We start from the raw sequence: 19764 nt of genomic DNA, 5'->3' as shown, positions 1-19764 counted from the left end.
AATAGCATCTATAACTGGATGGGATTACATTTTGTCAGCCCTAGCTACTGTTGCATGATTTTTGAAAATTGGTATAAGAATGGGTAGAAAAAGATTTAATACTAAAGATGGGTCTAAACCAATTCGACGCGACAAGACCTCGGTAATGGGCAAGCCTGCTAACACTAAGCCCGTCACATAGGGAATTCGCAACCGTTGGGTTACGAGTGCAACAAAAGTTGCAATCAGCAGCAGAACGATCGAGATGATGACCAATTCAGGAATGGCTCCTGCCGTTTGGCTATTTGTAGCAGGATCGCTGCCCAAGGGAGGTGCTTGCGCTACAATCGACTCGATGGCCGATACTCCTCTCATAAATTCGTTTTCCTCAAAGAAAAAGCATTGCCGACCCGATCGCAGTTGCCAGTAAGGCGGCTATTGGAAGTTGTCGATCCATATCTCATATCTAAGGAGTAGGAGAGCGATCGCCCAAAGCCCTCGACAGTCAATCGATTTTAGATTTTAGATTTGAGATTTTAGATTGAAGCATTGACCCCACGGATAAATTCGGGGGGAAAGTTTCATCGGATACAGGTTTTTTATTTCTGGACGGATGAATCCGGGGGCTTGTATCCTGGCTGCGTTCGGTCAAAATTTTAAGTGGTTTTGGACGTTCTGATTCGCGGGACTAAATTCCTCGAAGGTAATCGTCCTTTCTGACCTTGAATTTAGGCAGCATCACAGACACGCCACGTCAGAATCTCCCAACGTTTAAGGACAGGTTCAGCAATCACGATCTCATTTTCTCTGGCCTCCATGACGATCAAATAATCTCCCTGGTTAAATCTGTTATTGTAAACTCTTGCTTGTTCTTCTGGCACCAACCATCCTTGAAGTGCGCCATACAGACCGCCAGCAGTTGCAGCAATCCCACTTCCAAAGAAAGTTGCTAAAATGCTTTCCACCGCTACTGCCGGACCAATACCGGGAATTAGCAGGCTGCTGAGTCCAACAATTAAGGCTAGTGAACCTAGTCGTATGCTGCCGTATATCGCGCCTACTTGTGCGCCTGCTGCTCTTGTGATTAAAATTTGCTGCACGCCCAGAGAGTCCAAATCATTATTGTCAGAAGGTTTAGCAATCACTGAAATCTTGTGCATGGGGAAGCCCCTGCTGTTTAGCTCCACTAGCGCCTGCTTTGCGTTTCGATGATTAGTAAATAGGCCGCTAGCACGTTTGAGATTTTGGTAATTCATGAGAAATATTCAATATTCAACGCTACAAAATTGGTAAGGAGTGTGTAAAGCCGCTGGCAATGACCGCATCACAAAAACCACTTAGTTCAGAGGTGCAAAACGCTTCAGCAAAGCTGACAAAGCAATCATTGGCAGTCCGAATCCGATACAAATTAAGCCTTGGATTGTGTTCAAAGCTTCTGTGTCGAATAACTGATTCATAATGCCCCATTGGCTAAACAGGAATTGGAGAATGAAAATAGCCGCAAGGCCGATCGCCACCGCGTAGCCAACTGATTCATCTTTACCGCGCAGTTTAGCGGCGATCGCCGGAACGAAGCGACTGATGCTTAACAGGTAAAAAGCTTGGGCCGCAACCAATGCTGGAATTGCGATCGTCCGGGCTAGAGCTTCATTGCCTGTGGTTTGGAGGATCCATTCAAACATCCCAAAGATCGCAATCCAGTTAAATACCGAAACTGTTAGAATCCGAACCGTCAGCCTGCGAGACAGAAGCGGTTCATTGGCAAGTCGAGGCGGCTGTTGCATGACATCGGGAGAGGGCGGCTCAAATGCCAACGGTAAGCTCAACGCAACTGAACTGACCATATTCAGCCAGAGAATTTGTACTGGCAAAATGGGTAGTGGGGTTGCCAAAAGTACGGCAATCAAGATGGTCGTGGACTCTCCACCATTCACGGGCAGGATGAAGGCTCACGCCCGCAGCAGATTGTTATAAACCGTGCGCCCTTCCTCAACTGCTTTCTCGATCGAAGCAAAGTTGTCATCCGTCAGAATCATATCTGCGGCTTCTTTTGTGAGTCGCAACCAGCGCCCCTTCCGTTTTCCAGGTCAGTCTCTAAAAGCCGAGCCACTTTCTCGACAGAGAGGTGATGCCAAGAGTGTTCTACTAATTTTTCTACATTCGTTGCAGTCATAACGTTTCTTGTCAAGCCAAATGCTTCTCTGTTATTTCGTCTTGTTTCTAGCGTCATTGATGAATGTGAGGGAAAAGTGACCGACTGATTTCTGTTACTCACATTTGGATCACATTTGCTCCCTAGACTTAGGAACAGAACCGATTGAGATAGCTTATGGACTTGCAAACCTTAGTTGACTGTTGACTGTTGACTGTTGACTGTTGACTGTTGACTGATGACTGTTGACTGATGACTAATGACGGGCGGGTCAAAAAAATGAAAATTGCGCGAATTATTTGTTGGCCTCGGGATTCGACTTTACGCCCGACGATTAAGCGCGGATTTGATATGATTCCGGCCTGACTGCCGGAATTGATATAAAAAGCATTCCTTTTGATAGATGAGCTATCGTACATTCACTTGTTAAGTTGAAATGCTCAAAGACTTCATGCTGAGGTTTATCGGCAAAATTGCGTTTCAAAACAAACAAAACAAACAAAGAATATGCAATTATCAATGCTATTTGCAAAAGGAATCAGCGTCAGCACAGTTGCAATTTTGGGCTTAGGTGCTTGCAACCCCCCCAATACTTCACAGACAACGGTTCCATCTACTTCTGCTCCCACAACTGCCACTGGAAATACGACTGCTCCAACTGTTTCTGCGCCTGCAACCACGACCGCACAGACGCCTCAGAATCAAGACATTGACGATATTGCCGATCGCGTAGAAGAGGCCTTAGACTCCGATGGCACCCTCAAGCAATTCGATTTGGACGCAGACGATCGCGATAATTCGATTGTGTTAACAGGGCGCGTTCAAACGGCAGAACAAAAAGCATTGGCAGAACAAATTGCTCGGCAAGCTGCACCGAATGTTTCCATCAATAACGAAATCGTCACTCAGTAGTTCCTAACAGTGAAGTGGCAAGAGTATTTGGCGCTTCTTGCCACTTAAAAAATTGCGCGATCGCCGTGAGGAAACCTATAAATTTAACAACCTTATTTGAATAGACCTCTTGCAAAAATAAATAGGACGGGCAAGATGCACGTCCCACAAAAAAAATAACTCTTGTGGGATGGGCATCTTGCCCGTCCCATCAATTGATGAAAAGGATTTTTGCAAGAGGTCTACTGGAGGCGATCGCAATATTGAAACAATAAAGTTATTCAACGATTTCGTAACGGACTAACTGGCGAACATTTTGACGTGATAATTGGAGTTCTTGCGCGATCGCTGCCTCTATCTGGATTGCGTCAGTCATTGGCAATTCTAATTCCAATCGCTTCAAAATGGGTTCGGCTGTTTCTACCGCAACCTGGGTTGTTCCTTGTTTTCGGTTGATCACCGCGTTGATCAGCAATATATTGACAGACACCGTTGCTTTAAGCTGGGTATCTGCCTGAAGTTTATTCTTTGCAATCTGGGGTTGTTGTAATTCTTGAGCCATTAGGAAACTGGAACCAACCCAAAACGCGATCGCCACAAACGGCAATGGCAACCAAAACTCTGCGCCTGATGCTTTTAGCCAACGTTTAGTAACCTGCCACATACATTTTTTACCCCACCCCAACCCTCCCCGATGCCTTGGGGAGGGAGTAAGAAATTCACAAATGATTTAGGATTGCTATATTTGCACTTTAGTGGAGCGATCGCTCTGCTGAAATCCTACTCAAGGGAGATGCGTCAAATTTTTCTGTTCGATAAAAACAGCGCTCAACGATGTGGGTTCAACAAAATTACAGCGGTCCCAATCAGGGAAATTGTAACACCAAGCAAGTCCCACTTATCTGGCTTAACTCCTTCAATGAGCCACAACCAAACCAGAGATGTAAGAATGTAAATACAGACCTAGGCAGCATATACTCTTCCAGCATTTGAAGCATTGACTTGAGTTAGAGAAAGCCCAAAACTGATTAAAGCTAAAAGGCCTGGAAAAATCCACAAAATACTCTTTTCAAGTCTCACCCATGCCCAGAAAGCGTAACATCCAGAGATTTCTCCTAGAGCCGCAAATAGAAAAAAAGCAAGTGTTGGCATTTTTAGATTCATGCTTAAAATAGATAAATTTTATCAGCCGATCGATGTTTACAAGCCCAATTAAAGAAAAATATGAGAATCTTACTTGTGGAGGACGACCCAAAGCAACTGATGCCGCTGCAAACAGTGCTGTCTCAAGCAGGACATAGCGTGGATGGGGTAAAAGATGGAGAGACGGCGCAGTGGCTGTTATCAGAAAAAGAATATGATTTGTTGATTTTGGACTGGATGTTGCCACATATCAGTGGGGTAAATCTCTGTCGTCAATATCGCTCGGCAGGGAAAACAGCGCCGATTTTGATGATCACCGCAAGAGACACCACGCCGGAAAAAGTGACCGGGTTAGACGCAGGTGCAGATGATTACCTGGTGAAACCGATCGATTTGGTCGAATTCATGGCACGAGTCCGGGCATTAAGACGGCGATCGCCCCTTTGGCAAGGAGATACGCTCAGCCTTGAGGATCTGCACCTCCACCTCAATACTCTTACTGTTGAGCGACAAGGTGCAACCGTTTCCCTCTCCAGTCGGGAGTTTCAGTTGTTGGAGTATTTTATGCGCCATCCCCGACAGGTTTTGACTCGCAGTCAAATTGAACAAGGTGTGTGGGAATGGGGAACCGAACCAGAGAGCAATGCAATCACCGTTCTAGTTCGCAAACTCCGCCAACGCTTGCAGGCTGTAGGATCGGCAGACTGGATTGAGAGCATTTACGGTATGGGTTATCGCCTCACTACCCCTGAAAAGTAACGATCGTCAAGCCAAGTCATGTTTAATCAAAGTCGTCGCAATCTGGCTCGTTGGTTCACCCTCTCAATGGGAAGCATTCTCGTGCTGTTTGCTGGGGCGATCTATCAGATTGAGGTGAAAGATAAACTAGAGGCGCTCGATCGACTTCTCTATGACAAAAGCAGAATCATGGCTGCCAGCGTGCATTATGAAGTTCGCCAAAACCAGAACCAGGTCGATCTGAGTCATGTTTCCTTGTTAGGTAGCGGTTCGCATCCCCTTGCTGAAGATCTGATTTACGTGCGCTGGTATAACGCACAAGGGCTGCTAGTTCGTTTTTTTGGGAATTATCCTCCCGAGCAGTTAAATACGCCCTTTGGTTATCTCACAGTTCGATCGACCGATCCACTTTTGGGAAAAGGAATCTGGCTGCGTCAGGTGACATTACCCGTTGAAGGTAGAACTGGTGTACTCGGTTATCTTCAGGTTGCAACTCCCCTGACAGAAACTCAAAACAGGCTCACTCAGCTTCAGATTGTACTCACTCTCGCTGTCCCGCTGACACTGGGCTTAATTGCCCTCACAGGTTGGTTTCTCAGCGGGCTGGCCATGCAACCGATTCGGCAAGCCTATCAGCAGCTTCAGCGCTTTACAGCCGATGCCTCTCACGAGTTGCGATCGCCCCTGTCTGCCATTCTCACTAATGCCCAGCTTGGGTTGCTCATCGCGGGTGACGATCCGCGTTACCATCCTCCCTTACAAAACATTGTAGATAGCGCAAAATCAATGGGAGCGCTCGTGAATAATTTACTGCTGTTAGCTCGTCATCAGGGGCGACTTGCGGCGGAATCGCTCAGGTTAATCAATCTCAACGAGCTCCTCAGCAATTTAGCAACCCAGTTTCTGGCACTTGCAGAAACCCAAAATATCAAACTCACCTGCGAATTACCGGAACAACCGATTGAATTATTGGCCGATCCTGATTTGCTGCGGCAAGTAGTCGAAAACTTGCTTTACAACGCCTGTAAATATACTCCCGCTGGCGGAACTGTAAAGATACGCCTAGTTCTTCATTCCAATTTGGCAGTCATTCAGATAATCGATACGGGAATCGGTATTCCAGAAGCCGACTTACCCTATATTTTCGATCGCTTCTATCGAGTAGACACCGAGCGAGCGCAGGACAGCGGAGGCTTTGGGCTGGGGTTGGCGATCGTCCAACAAATTGTCAAGGCGCACAGCGGACAAATACAGGTGACGAGTGCAGTGGGCCTGGGCTCAACGTTCCAGGTTGAACTTCCGCTCAAACCTTATCACTAAGCCACCTCAAGGAAGAGAAATGCTTGTAGTATGTAGTTCTTTGACACTCCCCGACCTCAAGGTGCGGGGATTCTTAATTCAGCGACTAACCTTTAAGTGTTGCGTCATGAAGGCAATGTATATGGTGTATTTGGATGAATGCCGATGAACCTGAAACAGGATTTCTGGGTTGGTTGGGCGATCGCCGCGATCGTCATTATTACCTCTTGTTGGGACCCAACTACCTCACAGAGGCAACAACCCGATACAAAACGTGAAACCTCACTGAAAGCAGTCCCGTTAGATAAAACAAAAGTTGTGATGGGACAAACCGTATATGTCCCTATTTACTCGCATATTTATCACTACAATAGCCAGGATCAAGTCATGAATTTGTCAGCCACCCTCAGTATCCGCAATACGGATCTGACAAATTCGATTATTATTACTTCGGTGCGTTACTACGATAGCGATGGGAAATTGATTAGGCAGGACATTAAGAGTCCAGTAGAACTCAAGCCGCTTGCTTCCACAGACTTTTTTATTGCAGCAGATGATACAAGTGGAGGCTCAGGTGCAAACTTTATTGTGGAGTGGGTTGCAGAAAAAACGGTTTATGAGCCTGTCATTGAAGCTGTCATGATTAGTACCTCTTCTTCTCAGGGCATTTCATTTGTCAGTCCCGCTAAAATTCTCAAGCAACACAGGATGCAGAAGTGATTTTAGAGAATTAAATTATTTGTCTAGAAGCTAGCTGGCGACTAGCCTAGAAGGGATGGACGGACTGCTGTCAAAATATTTCATTTGGCAACTAAAACGTCGAGATGTTCCGATGTTTATAGTCTAGTTGGTGGGTTTTCCTGTGCGGTGCAGTCGCACAGGAAGGCTTGTGACAGAGGCTTGAGCCCTGGCCAACTTGATTGTTAAATTCTCACTGCAAAAGATGCTGCTAATTCCCTTTCTGGTTGCATACCAACTGTAGGCGGCATCGAACGATTTGCTACTTGCTCGATCAGTTGTAAATGTTGCGGCAACATTTTAGCTAAACTATATCGTTCTAATGCTGTTTGACGGGCCTTGACGCGAATTTCTGCCATGCGGGTAGGATGGTCTAAAACTTCATCAATGCGATCGGCTACTTGTTTCGGCGAAAAGTAATCCACTAGCAAACCGTTTTCTCCATCGCGGATAACTTCTCTCACGGGCCCTGTGTCGGAACCGATTACTAAACATCCTGTCGATAAAGATTCAATCATCGACCAAGATAACACAAAAGGTCTGGTTAAATAAACGTGTACGTCCGATGCTTGAATGACTTTTAAATACAGTCCGTAAGGTAGTGGCCCGACAAAGTGAACTCGCGACAAATCTAACGGCACTTTTTTGAGCATATGATCTTTGTAAGATTCGCCATTGGGTAAAGAACGCCCATAACAAACTCTGTCTGAACCAACGATTACCACGTGACAGTTGGGGCGGCGTTCTTGCACATAGGCGATCGACTCAATAAACTCTGGAAAACCCCGGTAAGGTTCCATTCCCCGCGATACGTAGGTGACAATTTCATCAACGCCAGACAAGTCTAAGTTAGGCAAAACCAGTTTAGCACCGGGGTGTGGTTTGAAGTAATCGGTATCTACGCCGTCGTGGAGCGTAGATAATTTTTGCTGTAATTCTAGCGGAAATTGCGAGCGTTGCCAATAAGTGGGTGACACACCCCAATCGCAAGAATATAAATCGATCAGAATCGGCGCATTTTTAATTCTAATTCTCGCCATATCGTCCACTGTTAAAGGTTCCGCTGGGTCAAAATCTGCGTCGGAACCTATCGAGTGATAAAACCACTCGAAATAACACAAAAGCGGCGTATTTGGAAAGGCTTCTTTGACAAACAATGTCGGCCCCCAACCAGAATGTCCGCAGATAATATCGGGTACAAAACCATCTGCTTTGAGTTGTTCAGCCATTCTAAATACCGCTTGTCCGTAGATGACGGCACTTTCTAAAGGGCGGACGTATTGGTGAGTCTGCGGGTGGGGTTCGCGGCTGGGTGTAAATGCTGCTTTGCGAACGCCGGGAATGTTCCATTCGGGACGCTCGTTTTTAGTGCCAAAAACAATTTGATTTTTGGGATCTGCGCCTAAAGCCGTGATAATGTGGCGGTATTGGGCGGGGAAGTTGGGATGAAGAAATAATGCTTTCATTGACTGTTGTCTGTTGTCTGTTGACTGTTGTCTGTTGACTGTTGACTGTTGTTAGTGGGAATCAAATATTTAGAGGCGGCTAAAAAGCTTTGGTTTTATTCATCAGGGGTTGGTGCTTTGCATATCCAGACGCAATCTCGCGGTACTGAAGATGTATTTTTCAGGATAATTTCATAGTTTAAATGAGTGAGAAATTTTTCCATAAGTGTATCAGTCATAACTGAAAATGCAGTGCCGTCTCTGCGTCCCAGCAGGTTTTTGTCCCACTCGCTAGTGAATTTTTGCCAACCTAATTCGCTGAGAATATTCCCGTGGTGAAAGACGCAAATTCGATCGCCCCGCAGCAGTTTGGGAATTTGAGTTAGGTAGTTGAATATGTCTACCGGCTCTACGTGTACCATTGTATCGTAACAAAAGCACGCATCCGCTGAGGACGGGGTGATGCCGTTTAATTTTAAACCGTCAAGTTTGACGTAAGAAACGCGATCGCTCCCCAAGCGCGATCGGGTGGCTTGCAGCATTTGACTGGAAATGTCGGCACAAATTAGTCGATCGCAATATTTCAGCAACAGCGAACCTGTTTTTCCGCCACCGATACCAATTTCTAAAACCGTATGTTCTTTTTTGATGTAGGGTGCAATAAATTCCTGTTCTATCAAGGATTCATATTCTGATAGCGAGTTAGCCGCACCAGCACCTTTCCCTATCCATTCATCGCCCAAATAAGCGAGTTCAGGATTATTGGCTTTCCATTCTTGGGCGTAGCTATCCCAAGCTTCTTCATAGTCTATTTTAGGCTGTATTATTTCCATTGTTTTTGGTTTTTTATGTCTCAGAATACACAAACAAAAATCGCTTGATAGTCCTCCCGGCACAGCCATTAAGATTTGTTCAATCTCCAGCAATAACTTGACTATCGTTTCACTCTTTGGTTCTCCGTCTGAAAGTTGATAGTGATCTAACAAAGGGTAGATTTCGTGCAACAAACCTCCACCGGCTGGATTCAAGACTTCCACATCAAAATAGAATTCTAAAAACGGAAGTATCAGCTTTGACCGGACTGCTTCTGAAGGGTCTTTCGCGAATACTTTCTCAATACTTGGACTAGCAAATATTTCAGTTGTTCCCGATCTTAGCGTGTAGTGAAAACATTTGTAAATGCGATTAATCAAATCCACTTGATTTTGATTGTATATATTGTAGCAATCTCCAATATATTCATTGACAATAAAATATCCATCGGGTTTTAAACATTTCCGAACCCTTGATAAACATCGTTCTAGTTCTCTGACGTGATGCAGCGAACCCGAGCAAAAAACTAGATCGTATTTTTTGTTCTCATCAATCGTAAACAAATTAAAATCATCTTGATAAAAATTAATCTCTACTCCCGCTGCTGCCGCATCTTTTCTAGCAATTTCTAAAGAACTTTCGGAAAAGTCAAAGGCATCAATTTGATTAGCTAATCCTAATTTAGCCATCAGAATCTCGTGATTTCCGACTCCGCAACCAATAGACAAAAGACGATCGAACCGTCGCTTTTTGAAGAATTTATTTACTAACCAGCTTAACCAATAACCATTCCCCTTACCACCTGACAGCCGCTCGTTTATAGCTGCTTCAATAATTGGATTAGACAACCAGTAACCTTGCTTCCCAATTGCGGCTGTTGGGTTAGTCTCCCAATAATTTTTAGCTGTAAATTGCTCGGAGATGTTATCTTCCATACGCTCATAATTTGAATCCATACTTTTTCACCCTTGAATCTTGAACGCTTACTTTTTAATAATATAAGCGCCTCTAAAAAATTGACCGTAAGTTTGAGTCATTTCTGCAAAAGTATTCAATGAATTTAACACATTTTTAGCATTTTTAGCTAACCGCTGGCGCAAAGATTTATCCTCGGTTTTTGGTTTTTTATGTCTGAGAATACACAAACAAAAATCGCTTGATAGTCCTCCCGGCACAGCCATTAAGATTTGTTCAATCTCCAGCAATAACTTGACTATCGTTTCACTCTTTGGTTCTCCGTCTGAAAGTTGATCGTGAGCTAAATAAGGGTAAAGTTCGTGAAGTAACCCCCCACCGGCTAGATTCAAGACTTCCACATCAAAGTAGAATTCTAAAAACGGAAGTATCAGCTTTGACCGGACTGCTTCTGAAGGGTCTCTCGCCAATACTTTCTCAATACTTGGACTAGCAAATATTTCAGTTGTTCCCGATCTTAGCGTGGAGTGAAAACATTTGTAAATGCGATTAATCAAATCCACTTGATTTTGATTGTATATATTGTAGCAATCTCCTATGTATTCATTTACAATAAAATATCCATCGGGTTTTAAACATTTCTGAACCCTTGATAAACATCGTTCTAGTTCTCTGACGTGATGCAGCGAACCCGAGCAAAAAACTAGATCGTATTTTTTATTCTCATCAATCGTAAACAAATTAAAATCATCTTGATAAAAGTTAATCTCTACTCCCGCTGCTGCCGCATCTTTTCTAGCAATTTCTAAAGAACTTTCGGAAAAGTCAAAGGCATCAATTTGATTAGCTAATCCTAATTTAGCCATCAGAATCTCGTGATTTCCGACTCCGCAACCAATAGACAAAAGATTATCGAACCGTCGCTTTTTGAAAAATTGATTTACTAACCAGGTTAGCCAGTAACCTTGAGTGTTACCACCTGACAGCCGATGGTTTATAGCTTTTTCGATAATTGGATTAGACAACCAGTAACCCTGCTTCCCAATGGCGGCTGTTGGGTTAGTCTCCCAGTAATTTTTAGCTGTTAATTCATTTGAGGTGTTCTCTTCCCCGATCCTCGAAATTTTACGCCATACTTTTTTACCATTGAATCTTGAAGGATTACTTTTTAGTAGTAAAATAAGCTTCTCTAAAAATTTGACCATAAGCTTGAGTCATTTCTGCAAAAGTATTCAATGAATCTAACACATATTTAGCATTTTCTGCTAACTGCTGCCGCAAGTATTTATCCTCCAATAAACTAATCAAAGCTGCAACTAATTCCTCCGGGCGACCGGGTGTGTAAAATAAACCATTAATTCCCGGTCTCACTTGTTCTTTAATCCCAAAAACCGGCGATGTAACAATTGGCAAATCGCAAGCCATCGCCTCCAAAATCACTCTCGGAAAACTTTCTACGCGAGAAGTACAAACAAAAATATCAGCCGCTTTGTAATATTTTACCGTCTCCCCAGTTTCCGGAACTACTGTCACCCTTTGCCGCAAATTTTGCGGCAACTGCCCCACCAAATCGGCTAATTTATTGCTGTAAATACTGGGGCGATCGCCCACAATAAAACACCTAATTTTATTGTGCCATTTTTCAGGCAAAAGCGAAAGTGCTTTAACTAAATCCTGCTGGCCTTTGCGTTCGCATACCGTTCCCAGCAGCAAAATTACCACGTCTTCCGCTGCAACACCTAAACTTTTTCTAGCCAATTCAGAATTCTCCGAATTTTCCAGTTTGCTCAAATCTAATCCGTTGTGAATCACTGTAAAATTGTAGTGGCTGTTGAGAGGCAAGTACCTATCCCGCGTTGCATCCGCCACAAAAATCACTTTGTAAGGAAAGCGAAAACACTCTAAAGCTCTCGCCGCAATCTCCGAACCAAACCTGTTAAAATAAGTTTGCCAAGGTTCGCTTTCGTGCACGTTCCACACCGCCGGGATTCCGATTTTCCACGCCGCATCAACTACAAAAAAGTTTTCTAAAGTATTGGCATAAATTGCATCTACTTTTAAACTTTCAATTTTCTTACTAAAACTATCGATAGCTTCATCATAAGCATCGCGCTGGTAGATATGTTCGAGAGGGTTGTCGTGAATAATTACCTCAATTCCCTGCTGCTCGTAAGTTTGACGCAGGGGCCCATCGGAGACGCAAAGTACGATCGGCTCAATCACACCTTCAGCCGCCAATTTCACCGCGATTTCGTACTGATGCAGTGGTGCCCCCGTAAAATCCAGTGAATTGCTGCACATCAAAACTTTGATAGGATTTACCAAATTATTTGCTGATATCAAAGAGTCAAAATCACCAATTTTTAGTTCTTGCTTCTCCCCTATTCCTTCTACCTTCTTCCATCTATCTGTTACATCCGTTACATCCCGTACATTGCTCGTTGCCGGAGTTCCTTCTTCCTTCATGAAAACCCGTCGAGGTTGAATATGAAAATACTCATCTTCTAAAGACAAGTGAGGACTGTAAAAACTGTCATTTTTCCCCGCATACTTGCGCCTAAAAGCCGCCACTTCTAGAGGATTGTCGGTAAAACCCCTAGAAGTTCCCTCTTTGTGCAACAATTCCGCATCGGGACAATATACGCACCGATAACCCCGTTCTAACAGCCGGTATCCGTAATCTGCATCATTGTAAGCAACGGCAAAATTCTCCTCATCAAAACCGCCTAATTCTAAGAACAATTGACGCGGAGTAATCATGCAAGCCGCTGTTACCGCAGAGTAATTTCGCGTGACCATCGCCTGAGAAAGATAGCCTCGATTTTCGCCGTTCATCAGCTTAAAAGCGTGACCCGCCAAACCGTGATGCAGCCCGTGAATTACGCCCGCGTGCTGAATTCGCCCGTCGGGATATAAAAGCCTGGCGCCGACTGCACCCACAGCGGGAATTTGAACGTATCCCACCATTTGACTCAGCCAGCGGGGGTTAATTACTTCAGTATCGTTGTTCAAAAACAACACATATTCGCTGTCAACTTGTTCCGCAGCGCGGTTGTTAATTGCTGCAAAACTAAACTTGGCTCCCGGATTTTTTATCCGCAAAACTTGGCACTTTAATTGGTTTAAATATTCCAGAGTTTTTGGGTCGTCGCTTTCGTTGTCGATGATGGCAACTTGATAATTTTTGTAGGTTGTAGTTTCTAGAGAATCTAAACAGGCTTTCAGCAATTTAAGCTGGTTTTTAGTAGGAATAATTAGCGTTACTGAGGGGCCATTATCCGAAAAATCTTGGGCAAATATGCCCAAATTTTCTTTAATCGCCCATGCGTGCTGAGCGACATTGCCGTTAATTTTTCGGCGGTTTAGTGCGTCTTGAATGGCTTTTTGACCTGCGGCAAAACTAGCGGGTTTCGCAGCCCCAGATACGGCTGTAGAACCGGGTGCTGTTCGCCAGTGATACAGCACTAGCGGCAGGTGGGCGACGTGGCGAGAAATTTCGGTTGCTCTCAAGGCAAAATCGTAATCTTGGGAGCCTTCCAAACCGATTCGCAAACCGCCTATTTGTTCAAAAATGTGTCTTCTAACGGCGCACAAATGACCTAGATACATATAGGAAAGCAGCAGTTCCGGCGACCATTGTGGTTTGAATTGCGGGGCGAAGCGGCGACCTTTGGTGTCGATTTTGTCGTCGTCTGAGTAGACAAAATCGGTGGCTGGATGCCCTGCAAAATATAGGGCGACTTCCCCTAGGGCATCGGGAGTTAGTTCGTCGTCGTTGTCTAAAAACAGGATGATGTCACCTGTTGCGAGGGCGGCGGCGCTGTTAGTTGCTGCGCTGATGTTGCCGTTTTCTGTACGAAATGTGATGCGGATGCGATCGTCCTTTTGAGCCCAGTTTTTCAAAGTTTCAGCAATAGTGAAATCGGTGCTGCAATCGTCGGCAATGCAGAGTTCCCAGTTGGGATAAACTTGATTGATTACGCTCTCGATCGCACTTGACAAAAACTCTACTTGCGGGTTGTAAACTGGCATCACGACCGAAATTTTTGGTAGTGGTTCCTGACAAGATGCTAAACGAAAAATCAAGTAATTGCGCGCTCGCTCGTTCCACTGATTCACCAGAAGCCAAGCCTCATACCTATCAAGGGGCTGCGGCACAACAAAACCCGGCGGTGGTAGCAATTCTCCAGGGGCAATAAACTGTTTTTGTTGGCGGTAAATCTTCGCCAACTGACGAACCACTGGAACTATTTCCCAAGGCATCGGTACAATTCTACCGAGACGCTGTTTTCTTTCCCTCGCGCGCTGCCGAATTGCCTGTATAAAACTCGATAACTCTTCAAATTTATCCGCACTTCGCCGCCAGATATCATAAGGTTGAACGGTCAATATTGTGGGGGCTTGAAACGATAAAATTTCCCCCGTTTCTAACTCCGCTTCTAGAGAAACCTGCCATTCTCCCACTTGCAAATCGACAAGGGCTTCAAATCCGCTTTCGGAACTGTTAACCCAATCGGGAAACACTTCACCGACATCTTTTCGTCGCAAACCGTAGGCGCATTCTACAGAAATATCGCCACACACAAAGGTTAATTTAGCAATTTTGCGATCGTGGTGACAGCACCAACCACCAAACAAAGCCTGACCAGGCCGCTGTTCCCAAACTGTCGGCGTATCGAAGGATGCTTGAATTGTTGAAACTAACAGCGGATAAACTGCCAAAAGATGCCATTTACCCTTAGTATCTTGCACTTCAAGCAGCACTTCGTGCCGTCCCGGTGGCGCTGTTAATTCAATCTTAAAACCAGAATTTTTAGCAGCCACAATATTAGAGTGAGCTTGGGCTACATCGCTTCTTTCTATCCCACAAACACCTATAAATTTTTTGCCTTCAATTTGAGCTCGCACAGATTTAATACTGAATTGACTGTGAAAAGCCCAGCCAGTAATTACTAAATCAGAATCGTAGATATGCAGGTTGTTGGGACCGTCGATGGAAAAAATAAATCTCGGGAGTAATTCGCGCAGTCGGCGTTTTAAATCTAAAATACTTTGACTAATTCTCCACAATGCAGAAGATTTTACTTTGGTTATTTCTGCGCGGAGATTTTCATTTTCCTGGCGCGATTGCTCTAAATTTATGGCGGTTTTTCTTAAGTTTTCGTTGACTTGTTTTTTTTCTGTTTCTAGTAGTAGGTACTTCGCCGATTTTTTCTTTAATTCTAATTCTTTTTCTCCTAATTGTAATTCCAAATTTAACACTTTTTCTAAAGCTATTTTAAAGTTAGACTCTTTGCCAGCCAACTGTACCTGAGTTTCTCCTAATTGAGCTTCCAACTCTAGGAGTTTTGCCAAAGCTTCTTGAAATTGCGATTCTTTGCCGGCTAACTGTACTTGAGTTTGCCCTAACTCCGCTTCTAATGCCAACACTTTTGCTAAAGCTTCTTGAAATTGCGATTCTTTGCCGACAAACTGTACTTGAGTTTGCCCTAACTCTGTTTCTAATGCCAAGAGTTTTGCCAAAGCTTCCTGAAATTGCGATTCTTTGCCTGACAACTGTACCTGAGTTTGCCCTAATTCTGTTTCTAATCCCAAAACTTTTGTCTGAGCTTGTTGAAATTGTTCTTGCCACTGTTTGACTTCAGATTTGCTAGTTTTCTGCTGTTTTTCCAGCAGCCGAATTGTTAGCCAGTCTTGAAATTGCCCAACAGAAGATGTAGGCAAACTAATGATTTTATCTTGGGATAAACTCATGTCGCTGCTCAAATCACGGGCTTGGGTTTCCAAAATTTGATAAATTTCTAAAGCTTGGGGAAAATATTGTTCGATCAGGCTGGGTCTGTGACTTTTTTCGATATCATTGACTAATAGAGATTTTTCAAAATTGTCGCTCGGTATTGCACCTAAGTTAACATTAAATTTTTGGTTGACTCGCTCGATAAAAAGTTCAGGAGTGTTGCCGATCGGGTAAACGTTTGATAGGAGACAGCGATCGGGAAAACGTTCGTAAAGTTCTAAAACTTTTTGATTGTAGTGAATCCACATTTTTACTGCCATTTCGGGATTTTGCAGCAAGGTGACATCTGTTCCCCGGCGGTAAAGGGAATCGACTACTTCCCAGGGCGATCTATAAACACAGATAAAATTAGCTTCTGGGAGCAAACTCAGCCAAAAATCCCAAAAAAGGGCTGTTCGCGGGTCTTTCCAACCCCAGTATTTGTTTGTTTGTTGATTTTCGGCAATTAATTTTTTGGCTATTTCTACGTATTCTGCTGCTACCGGAATCGTTTTTTCAAAGGTACAGCCGAGTTCATCAATACCCTGCGATCGCAAAACACTTTTGTGAAACTCCACAAAATCAACATTCTCGAAATGACCTTTCACATTTCCGTCGGCGGGGCCTACCAACTTTTTGCCAATATCAACACCGGCTTCCTGAAACAAAGATGCTGTTAAAGACGTACCGGAACGGTGCATTCCGGTAACAATAAAAACCGACGGTTTGGTGTCATTTGTAATCACTATTTCTCTCCCTCGCCCTAATTCCCACACCAATTTTACTCGATCGCTAGTCTCCGGCTAAGCCGAGGGACCGCCTGACTTGAAACCACGCGCTTCTGAGCTTCCAGAACTTGCTGGTTTTCATTGCCAAAACTCGATTCTGCGCTTGCTCTAGTTCTTTTTTGACATTAATTAGCTGATTTTGAGTTTGATCCGCCTGCGTTTGGACAGATACTAACTGATTTTGAGTTTGATCCAACTGCGTTTGAGCTAAAACTAATTGAGCTTGAGATTCTTCCAACTTCGTTTGAGATTCTTCCAACTTCGTTTGAGTAATCATTAACTTACTTTGGCTTTGCTCCAATTCTATCTTAGCCGAAGCTAACTGAGTCTCGATGAATTTTAGTTTTGTCTTAGTCTCTCCCAACAAAGACCGCGATTTCCTTTGGCTCACCAGCGCTTCAACAGTGCAAGTTTCAATAGTCCATTCCCCACCGTAGTTATTGATTGCTTTGACTGTTAACACATCCTGCGGTTCCACAGTATTTTTCGGTAAATAACAGTTCCAACCCGACTGCAAAGCCCCATCATTTTGAAAATGTCCAGCCACATCCGGGCGATCGTAAAAAGGCTCGCACCTCTGCACAAGCTCGCCGTTTACCAGCACTTGCAGCTCCTCAATTCGACCGTCTAAATTCACATCAGCCACCCATCCTTCCAGATACAAATTCTCCTTATTCGTGAAAGCAGCAACATCAATATATCCTTCCGGGTGATGAGTGAATTTCAACTGAGAAAAATCTCTAACTAGCTCCTGTGTGACAACATACAAATCCTGAAACCTGCAGATCCCTTTTTTGATGCGGTGAACAAAAGCTTTGCCTCCGCTAATTTCCTGGAGAATTTCTCTCACAAACTTCTCATTTACATAGGTTGTGCCGTATTCCTCCCGATCTAAAGACTGACTTTCGCTGTGGGGACTAAACAAAATACCCTTGGCCGGCATTTCTACATTAGGAGCCCGCAAACACTCGTCGTGAACGCTGAACATCAAAATGCCGTTAGGAGTCAACAAATTGTACAAGTTTTGCAGCCAACTCGTAAAAGTTCTTTCCGGCATATGGCTGAAAAAAGAATTAGCCAGGATGCAGTCAAACTTTCGGTCAATTAAATAATTTTCTGGTTTTCCCGTCGAAACAATACCGTTGACGCCCAAGTATTCAGTTTGAAATTTGACCGCGTTAGCATAAATATCAGACACCCAAATTCGTTCCGGCGGCATTTCCTGAATCAAAAACCGCGTAAATCGACCGTAACCGCAGGCAAAATCTAGAAAAGACGGTACATTTTCAAAACTGCCAAAATGCCAGGTTACAACTTGTTTAACGGTATCCAGGATGCGGCGCCCGATCGCATAATAGCGCACCAAAGCCCGCTCGCGATCGTCTTTGACGTTGCTGAGGGCAAACAAATACATTTCATCGTCTTCGCAGATATTCAGCTTAAAATCTGCGGGAAACTTAGCTTGCTCTCGAATAAATGCTTTGATTACCGGATTTTCGAGTAAATCTAAATTGATAACGCTCATTGTTCTCACAGAATTTTAGATAACCTCGGTTGAGGGCTCTTTCACCATAGAATCAGGATTAACAACAGTTAAACACGGTTGTATCAGCAAGTCAACGATGCCGTTACCGCATGACTCAGTACAAGACTGAACTCTAAACATCGCCACATCAACGCAGCGATCCAGATAAGTTAAATCTCCATCTACCGCCCCCACAACCCCGGCATTAAGAAAATACACCCCGGGATTCAGCAAACATTTAAACTGAAACTTCACTACAATTGTCGTTCCTGCTTCCACATACCTAACTGACTGAGTAGAAGCCTTCAAAGAAGCACCCGCCAACTCAAAACCGCTAATGGTTTTAATCAACATTCCAAACCTAACTTTGGAAGTTGACCGCGAGAAAGTGACAGAGTAAGTGTAAATATAATCTTGACGACCGATCAAGTGGTTTACCACATTTCCGCTCAGAGTCTCGATGTGGGGGTTAATAATTTCCGCTCCGCGAGAGGGATACCTTACCGTATTCGACGGCATCATCCCCGGATCGTAAAATTCGTCGTAATATTCCTTGGGTTTGGAGAGATGTTGCTCGGGTTTAACTTCGGTCTTTGTGGTTTCTAAATTAGCATCCTGAAGGAGGTTTTGACTTTCCTGTTTTGTCAGTTGGTTCAGAGCTCGAATATCTGACTTCAACCCCAGAACCTTATCCGGCTCGGCATAAATCAGCTTTTGATACTTAGAAATTACCACCTTTGGGGTGTGAGCAAGCAGCAATTCACCGCTATCCATTAAAATCGCCGACGTACAAAGCTGCACCACAGAAGTAGCAGCGTGAGAAACAAATAAAATCGTTCCGCCACCTTCCTGAATGCTTTGCAAGCGGGCAAAACACTTCCGTTGAAAAGCTTCGTCGCCCACGGAAAGGGCTTCGTCAACCACTAAAATATCCGGCTCGACGCTAGTGGCAACGGCAAAAGCTAGCCTGACAAACATACCGCTAGAATAAGTCTTGACTGGCTGTTCGATGAAATCTCCAATATCAGCAAAAGCAGCTATATCGTCAAACTTTTCTTCAGTTTCTTTTTGATTGAATCCCAGTAACTGAGCGTTAAAAAACACATTTTGCCGCCCGGTAAATTCAGGGTTAAACCCGCTTCCGAGTTCTAACAAAGCGGAGACTCGCCCTTTAACATGCACGCTTCCTGCGGTAGGTGTGAGTGTCCCCACAATTATTTGCAGGAGAGTGCTTTTTCCTGAACCGTTGCGACCGACGATTCCCAGAGTTTGTCCTTGAGGAATTTCCAGATTGATATCGTGCAGGGCCCAAAATTCGTCAGCGAGTTTTTTGCTGGGGTAAAGAATTTCCTTTAAGCGGTCTCCTGGACGATCGTACCGCTTAAAGCATTTGGAAACATTTTTGAGTGAAATTACATTTTCTGTCATGGGCGGCAGTCAATCGATTTTAGATTTGAGATTTTAGATTTTAGATTGACTTGAAATCTCAAACATATTTACAGCACAATCGATTTGAGATTTGAGATTTTAGATGGACTGTAGATATAAAACAAATTTACAGG

Annotated in this window: 15 protein-coding genes and 1 pseudogene; 4 read left to right on the top strand and 12 right to left on the bottom strand. The window is 44.0% G+C overall.

The window, feature by feature from the left end:
* Positions 1-24 precede the first annotated feature (24 nt).
* From QUB56_RS25615 to QUB56_RS25600, 4 genes are all read right to left on the bottom strand, one after another.
* Positions 25-354 (bottom strand): hypothetical protein, encoded by a 330-nt coding sequence (locus tag QUB56_RS25615; RefSeq protein ID WP_332959023.1) that lies wholly within the window; start codon positions 352-354, stop codon positions 25-27.
* The gene (locus tag QUB56_RS25610; RefSeq protein ID WP_332959022.1) at positions 351-488 is read right to left on the bottom strand and encodes a hypothetical protein; all 138 of its coding nucleotides are present in this window, start codon (positions 486-488) and stop codon (positions 351-353) included. The genes QUB56_RS25615 and QUB56_RS25610 overlap by 4 nt, the downstream gene beginning before the upstream one ends.
* A 219-nt stretch (positions 489-707) precedes the next feature.
* Entirely contained in the window at positions 708-1235 is a 528-nt protein-coding gene (locus tag QUB56_RS25605; protein WP_332959020.1) for a hypothetical protein, read from the bottom strand.
* Positions 1236-1316: 81 nt separating this feature from the next.
* Positions 1317-1913 (bottom strand): cation transporting ATPase C-terminal domain-containing protein, encoded by a 597-nt coding sequence (locus QUB56_RS25600; RefSeq protein ID WP_332959018.1) that lies wholly within the window; start codon positions 1911-1913, stop codon positions 1317-1319.
* Between the two features lie 725 nt (positions 1914-2638).
* On the opposite strand from QUB56_RS25600, the gene QUB56_RS25595 reads away from it, so the two are divergent.
* A complete protein-coding gene (locus tag QUB56_RS25595; RefSeq protein ID WP_332959016.1) occupies positions 2639-3043 on the top strand; it encodes a BON domain-containing protein in 405 nt (134 codons plus the stop codon).
* Between the two features lie 256 nt (positions 3044-3299).
* Here the strand turns inward: QUB56_RS25595 and QUB56_RS25590 are convergent, their stop codons facing one another.
* Both QUB56_RS25590 and QUB56_RS25585 read right to left on the bottom strand, forming a co-directional pair.
* Positions 3300-3686 carry a hypothetical protein gene (locus QUB56_RS25590; RefSeq protein ID WP_332959015.1) on the bottom strand — a complete coding sequence of 129 codons (387 nt, stop codon included), beginning with the start codon at positions 3684-3686 and terminating at the stop codon, positions 3300-3302.
* A 164-nt stretch (positions 3687-3850) separates the two neighbouring features.
* Positions 3851-4174: pseudogene (locus tag QUB56_RS25585) on the bottom strand (YnfA family protein).
* Positions 4175-4246: 72 nt separating this feature from the next.
* Between QUB56_RS25585 and rppA the strand changes: the two are divergent.
* The 3 genes from rppA (at position 4247) to QUB56_RS25570 (ending at position 6922) form a co-directional block, all read left to right on the top strand.
* The gene (rppA, locus tag QUB56_RS25580; RefSeq protein ID WP_332959014.1) at positions 4247-4924 is read left to right on the top strand and encodes a two-component system response regulator RppA; all 678 of its coding nucleotides are present in this window, start codon (positions 4247-4249) and stop codon (positions 4922-4924) included.
* Between the two features lie 18 nt (positions 4925-4942).
* Positions 4943-6223: a HAMP domain-containing sensor histidine kinase gene (locus tag QUB56_RS25575; RefSeq protein ID WP_332959013.1), complete on the top strand. Its 1281-nt coding sequence runs from the start codon at positions 4943-4945 to the stop codon at positions 6221-6223.
* Between the two features lie 144 nt (positions 6224-6367).
* Positions 6368-6922, top strand: coding sequence for a DUF3124 domain-containing protein (locus QUB56_RS25570; protein WP_332959012.1), 555 nt, complete (start codon positions 6368-6370; stop codon positions 6920-6922).
* A 203-nt stretch (positions 6923-7125) separates the two neighbouring features.
* On the opposite strand, the gene QUB56_RS25565 is transcribed toward QUB56_RS25570, so the two are convergent.
* From QUB56_RS25565 to QUB56_RS25540, 6 genes are all read right to left on the bottom strand, one after another.
* The gene (locus QUB56_RS25565; protein ID WP_332959011.1) at positions 7126-8406 is read right to left on the bottom strand and encodes a glycosyltransferase family 4 protein; all 1281 of its coding nucleotides are present in this window, start codon (positions 8404-8406) and stop codon (positions 7126-7128) included.
* Between the two features lie 95 nt (positions 8407-8501).
* Positions 8502-10154, bottom strand: a complete 1653-nt coding sequence (locus tag QUB56_RS25560) for a class I SAM-dependent methyltransferase (RefSeq protein WP_332959010.1) — start codon at positions 10152-10154, stop codon at positions 8502-8504.
* A gap of 27 nt (positions 10155-10181) precedes the next feature.
* Entirely contained in the window at positions 10182-11318 is a 1137-nt protein-coding gene (locus QUB56_RS25555; protein WP_332959009.1) for a class I SAM-dependent methyltransferase, read from the bottom strand.
* Positions 11275-16635: a glycosyltransferase gene (locus tag QUB56_RS25550; protein WP_332959008.1), complete on the bottom strand. Its 5361-nt coding sequence runs from the start codon at positions 16633-16635 to the stop codon at positions 11275-11277. Before QUB56_RS25550 ends, QUB56_RS25555 begins: the two co-directional genes overlap by 44 nt.
* A 46-nt stretch (positions 16636-16681) precedes the next feature.
* The gene (locus tag QUB56_RS25545) at positions 16682-18202 is read right to left on the bottom strand and encodes a methyltransferase (protein ID WP_332959007.1); all 1521 of its coding nucleotides are present in this window, start codon (positions 18200-18202) and stop codon (positions 16682-16684) included.
* A 15-nt stretch (positions 18203-18217) separates the two neighbouring features.
* On the bottom strand, positions 18218-19630 hold the full coding sequence (locus tag QUB56_RS25540) for an ABC transporter ATP-binding protein (RefSeq protein WP_332959006.1): 1413 nt from the start codon (positions 19628-19630) through the stop codon (positions 18218-18220).
* Positions 19631-19764: the final 134 nt, after the last annotated feature.

The organism is Microcoleus sp. AR_TQ3_B6, assembly GCF_036702785.1.
Lineage (GTDB): Bacteria > Cyanobacteriota > Cyanobacteriia > Cyanobacteriales > Microcoleaceae > Microcoleus.
The sequence above is the reverse complement of the archived record's forward strand: the minus strand, read 5'-3'. Positions and strand labels throughout refer to the sequence as shown.

Coding starts and splice junctions, on each gene's coding strand:
- QUB56_RS25615 (WP_332959023.1), bottom strand. CDS start 354: ATGAGAGGAGTATCGGCCATCGAGTCGATTGTAGCGCAAGCACCTCCC.
- QUB56_RS25605 (WP_332959020.1), bottom strand. CDS start 1,235: ATGAATTACCAAAATCTCAAACGTGCTAGCGGCCTATTTACTAATCAT.
- QUB56_RS25595 (WP_332959016.1), top strand. CDS start 2,639: ATGCAATTATCAATGCTATTTGCAAAAGGAATCAGCGTCAGCACAGTT.
- QUB56_RS25590 (WP_332959015.1), bottom strand. CDS start 3,686: ATGTGGCAGGTTACTAAACGTTGGCTAAAAGCATCAGGCGCAGAGTTT.
- rppA (WP_332959014.1), top strand. CDS start 4,247: ATGAGAATCTTACTTGTGGAGGACGACCCAAAGCAACTGATGCCGCTG.
- QUB56_RS25575 (WP_332959013.1), top strand. CDS start 4,943: ATGTTTAATCAAAGTCGTCGCAATCTGGCTCGTTGGTTCACCCTCTCA.
- QUB56_RS25570 (WP_332959012.1), top strand. CDS start 6,368: ATGAACCTGAAACAGGATTTCTGGGTTGGTTGGGCGATCGCCGCGATC.
- QUB56_RS25565 (WP_332959011.1), bottom strand. CDS start 8,406: ATGAAAGCATTATTTCTTCATCCCAACTTCCCCGCCCAATACCGCCAC.
- QUB56_RS25560 (WP_332959010.1), bottom strand. CDS start 10,154: ATGGATTCAAATTATGAGCGTATGGAAGATAACATCTCCGAGCAATTT.
- QUB56_RS25555 (WP_332959009.1), bottom strand. CDS start 11,318: ATGGTCAAATTTTTAGAGAAGCTTATTTTACTACTAAAAAGTAATCCT.
- QUB56_RS25545 (WP_332959007.1), bottom strand. CDS start 18,202: ATGAGCGTTATCAATTTAGATTTACTCGAAAATCCGGTAATCAAAGCA.
- QUB56_RS25540 (WP_332959006.1), bottom strand. CDS start 19,630: ATGACAGAAAATGTAATTTCACTCAAAAATGTTTCCAAATGCTTTAAG.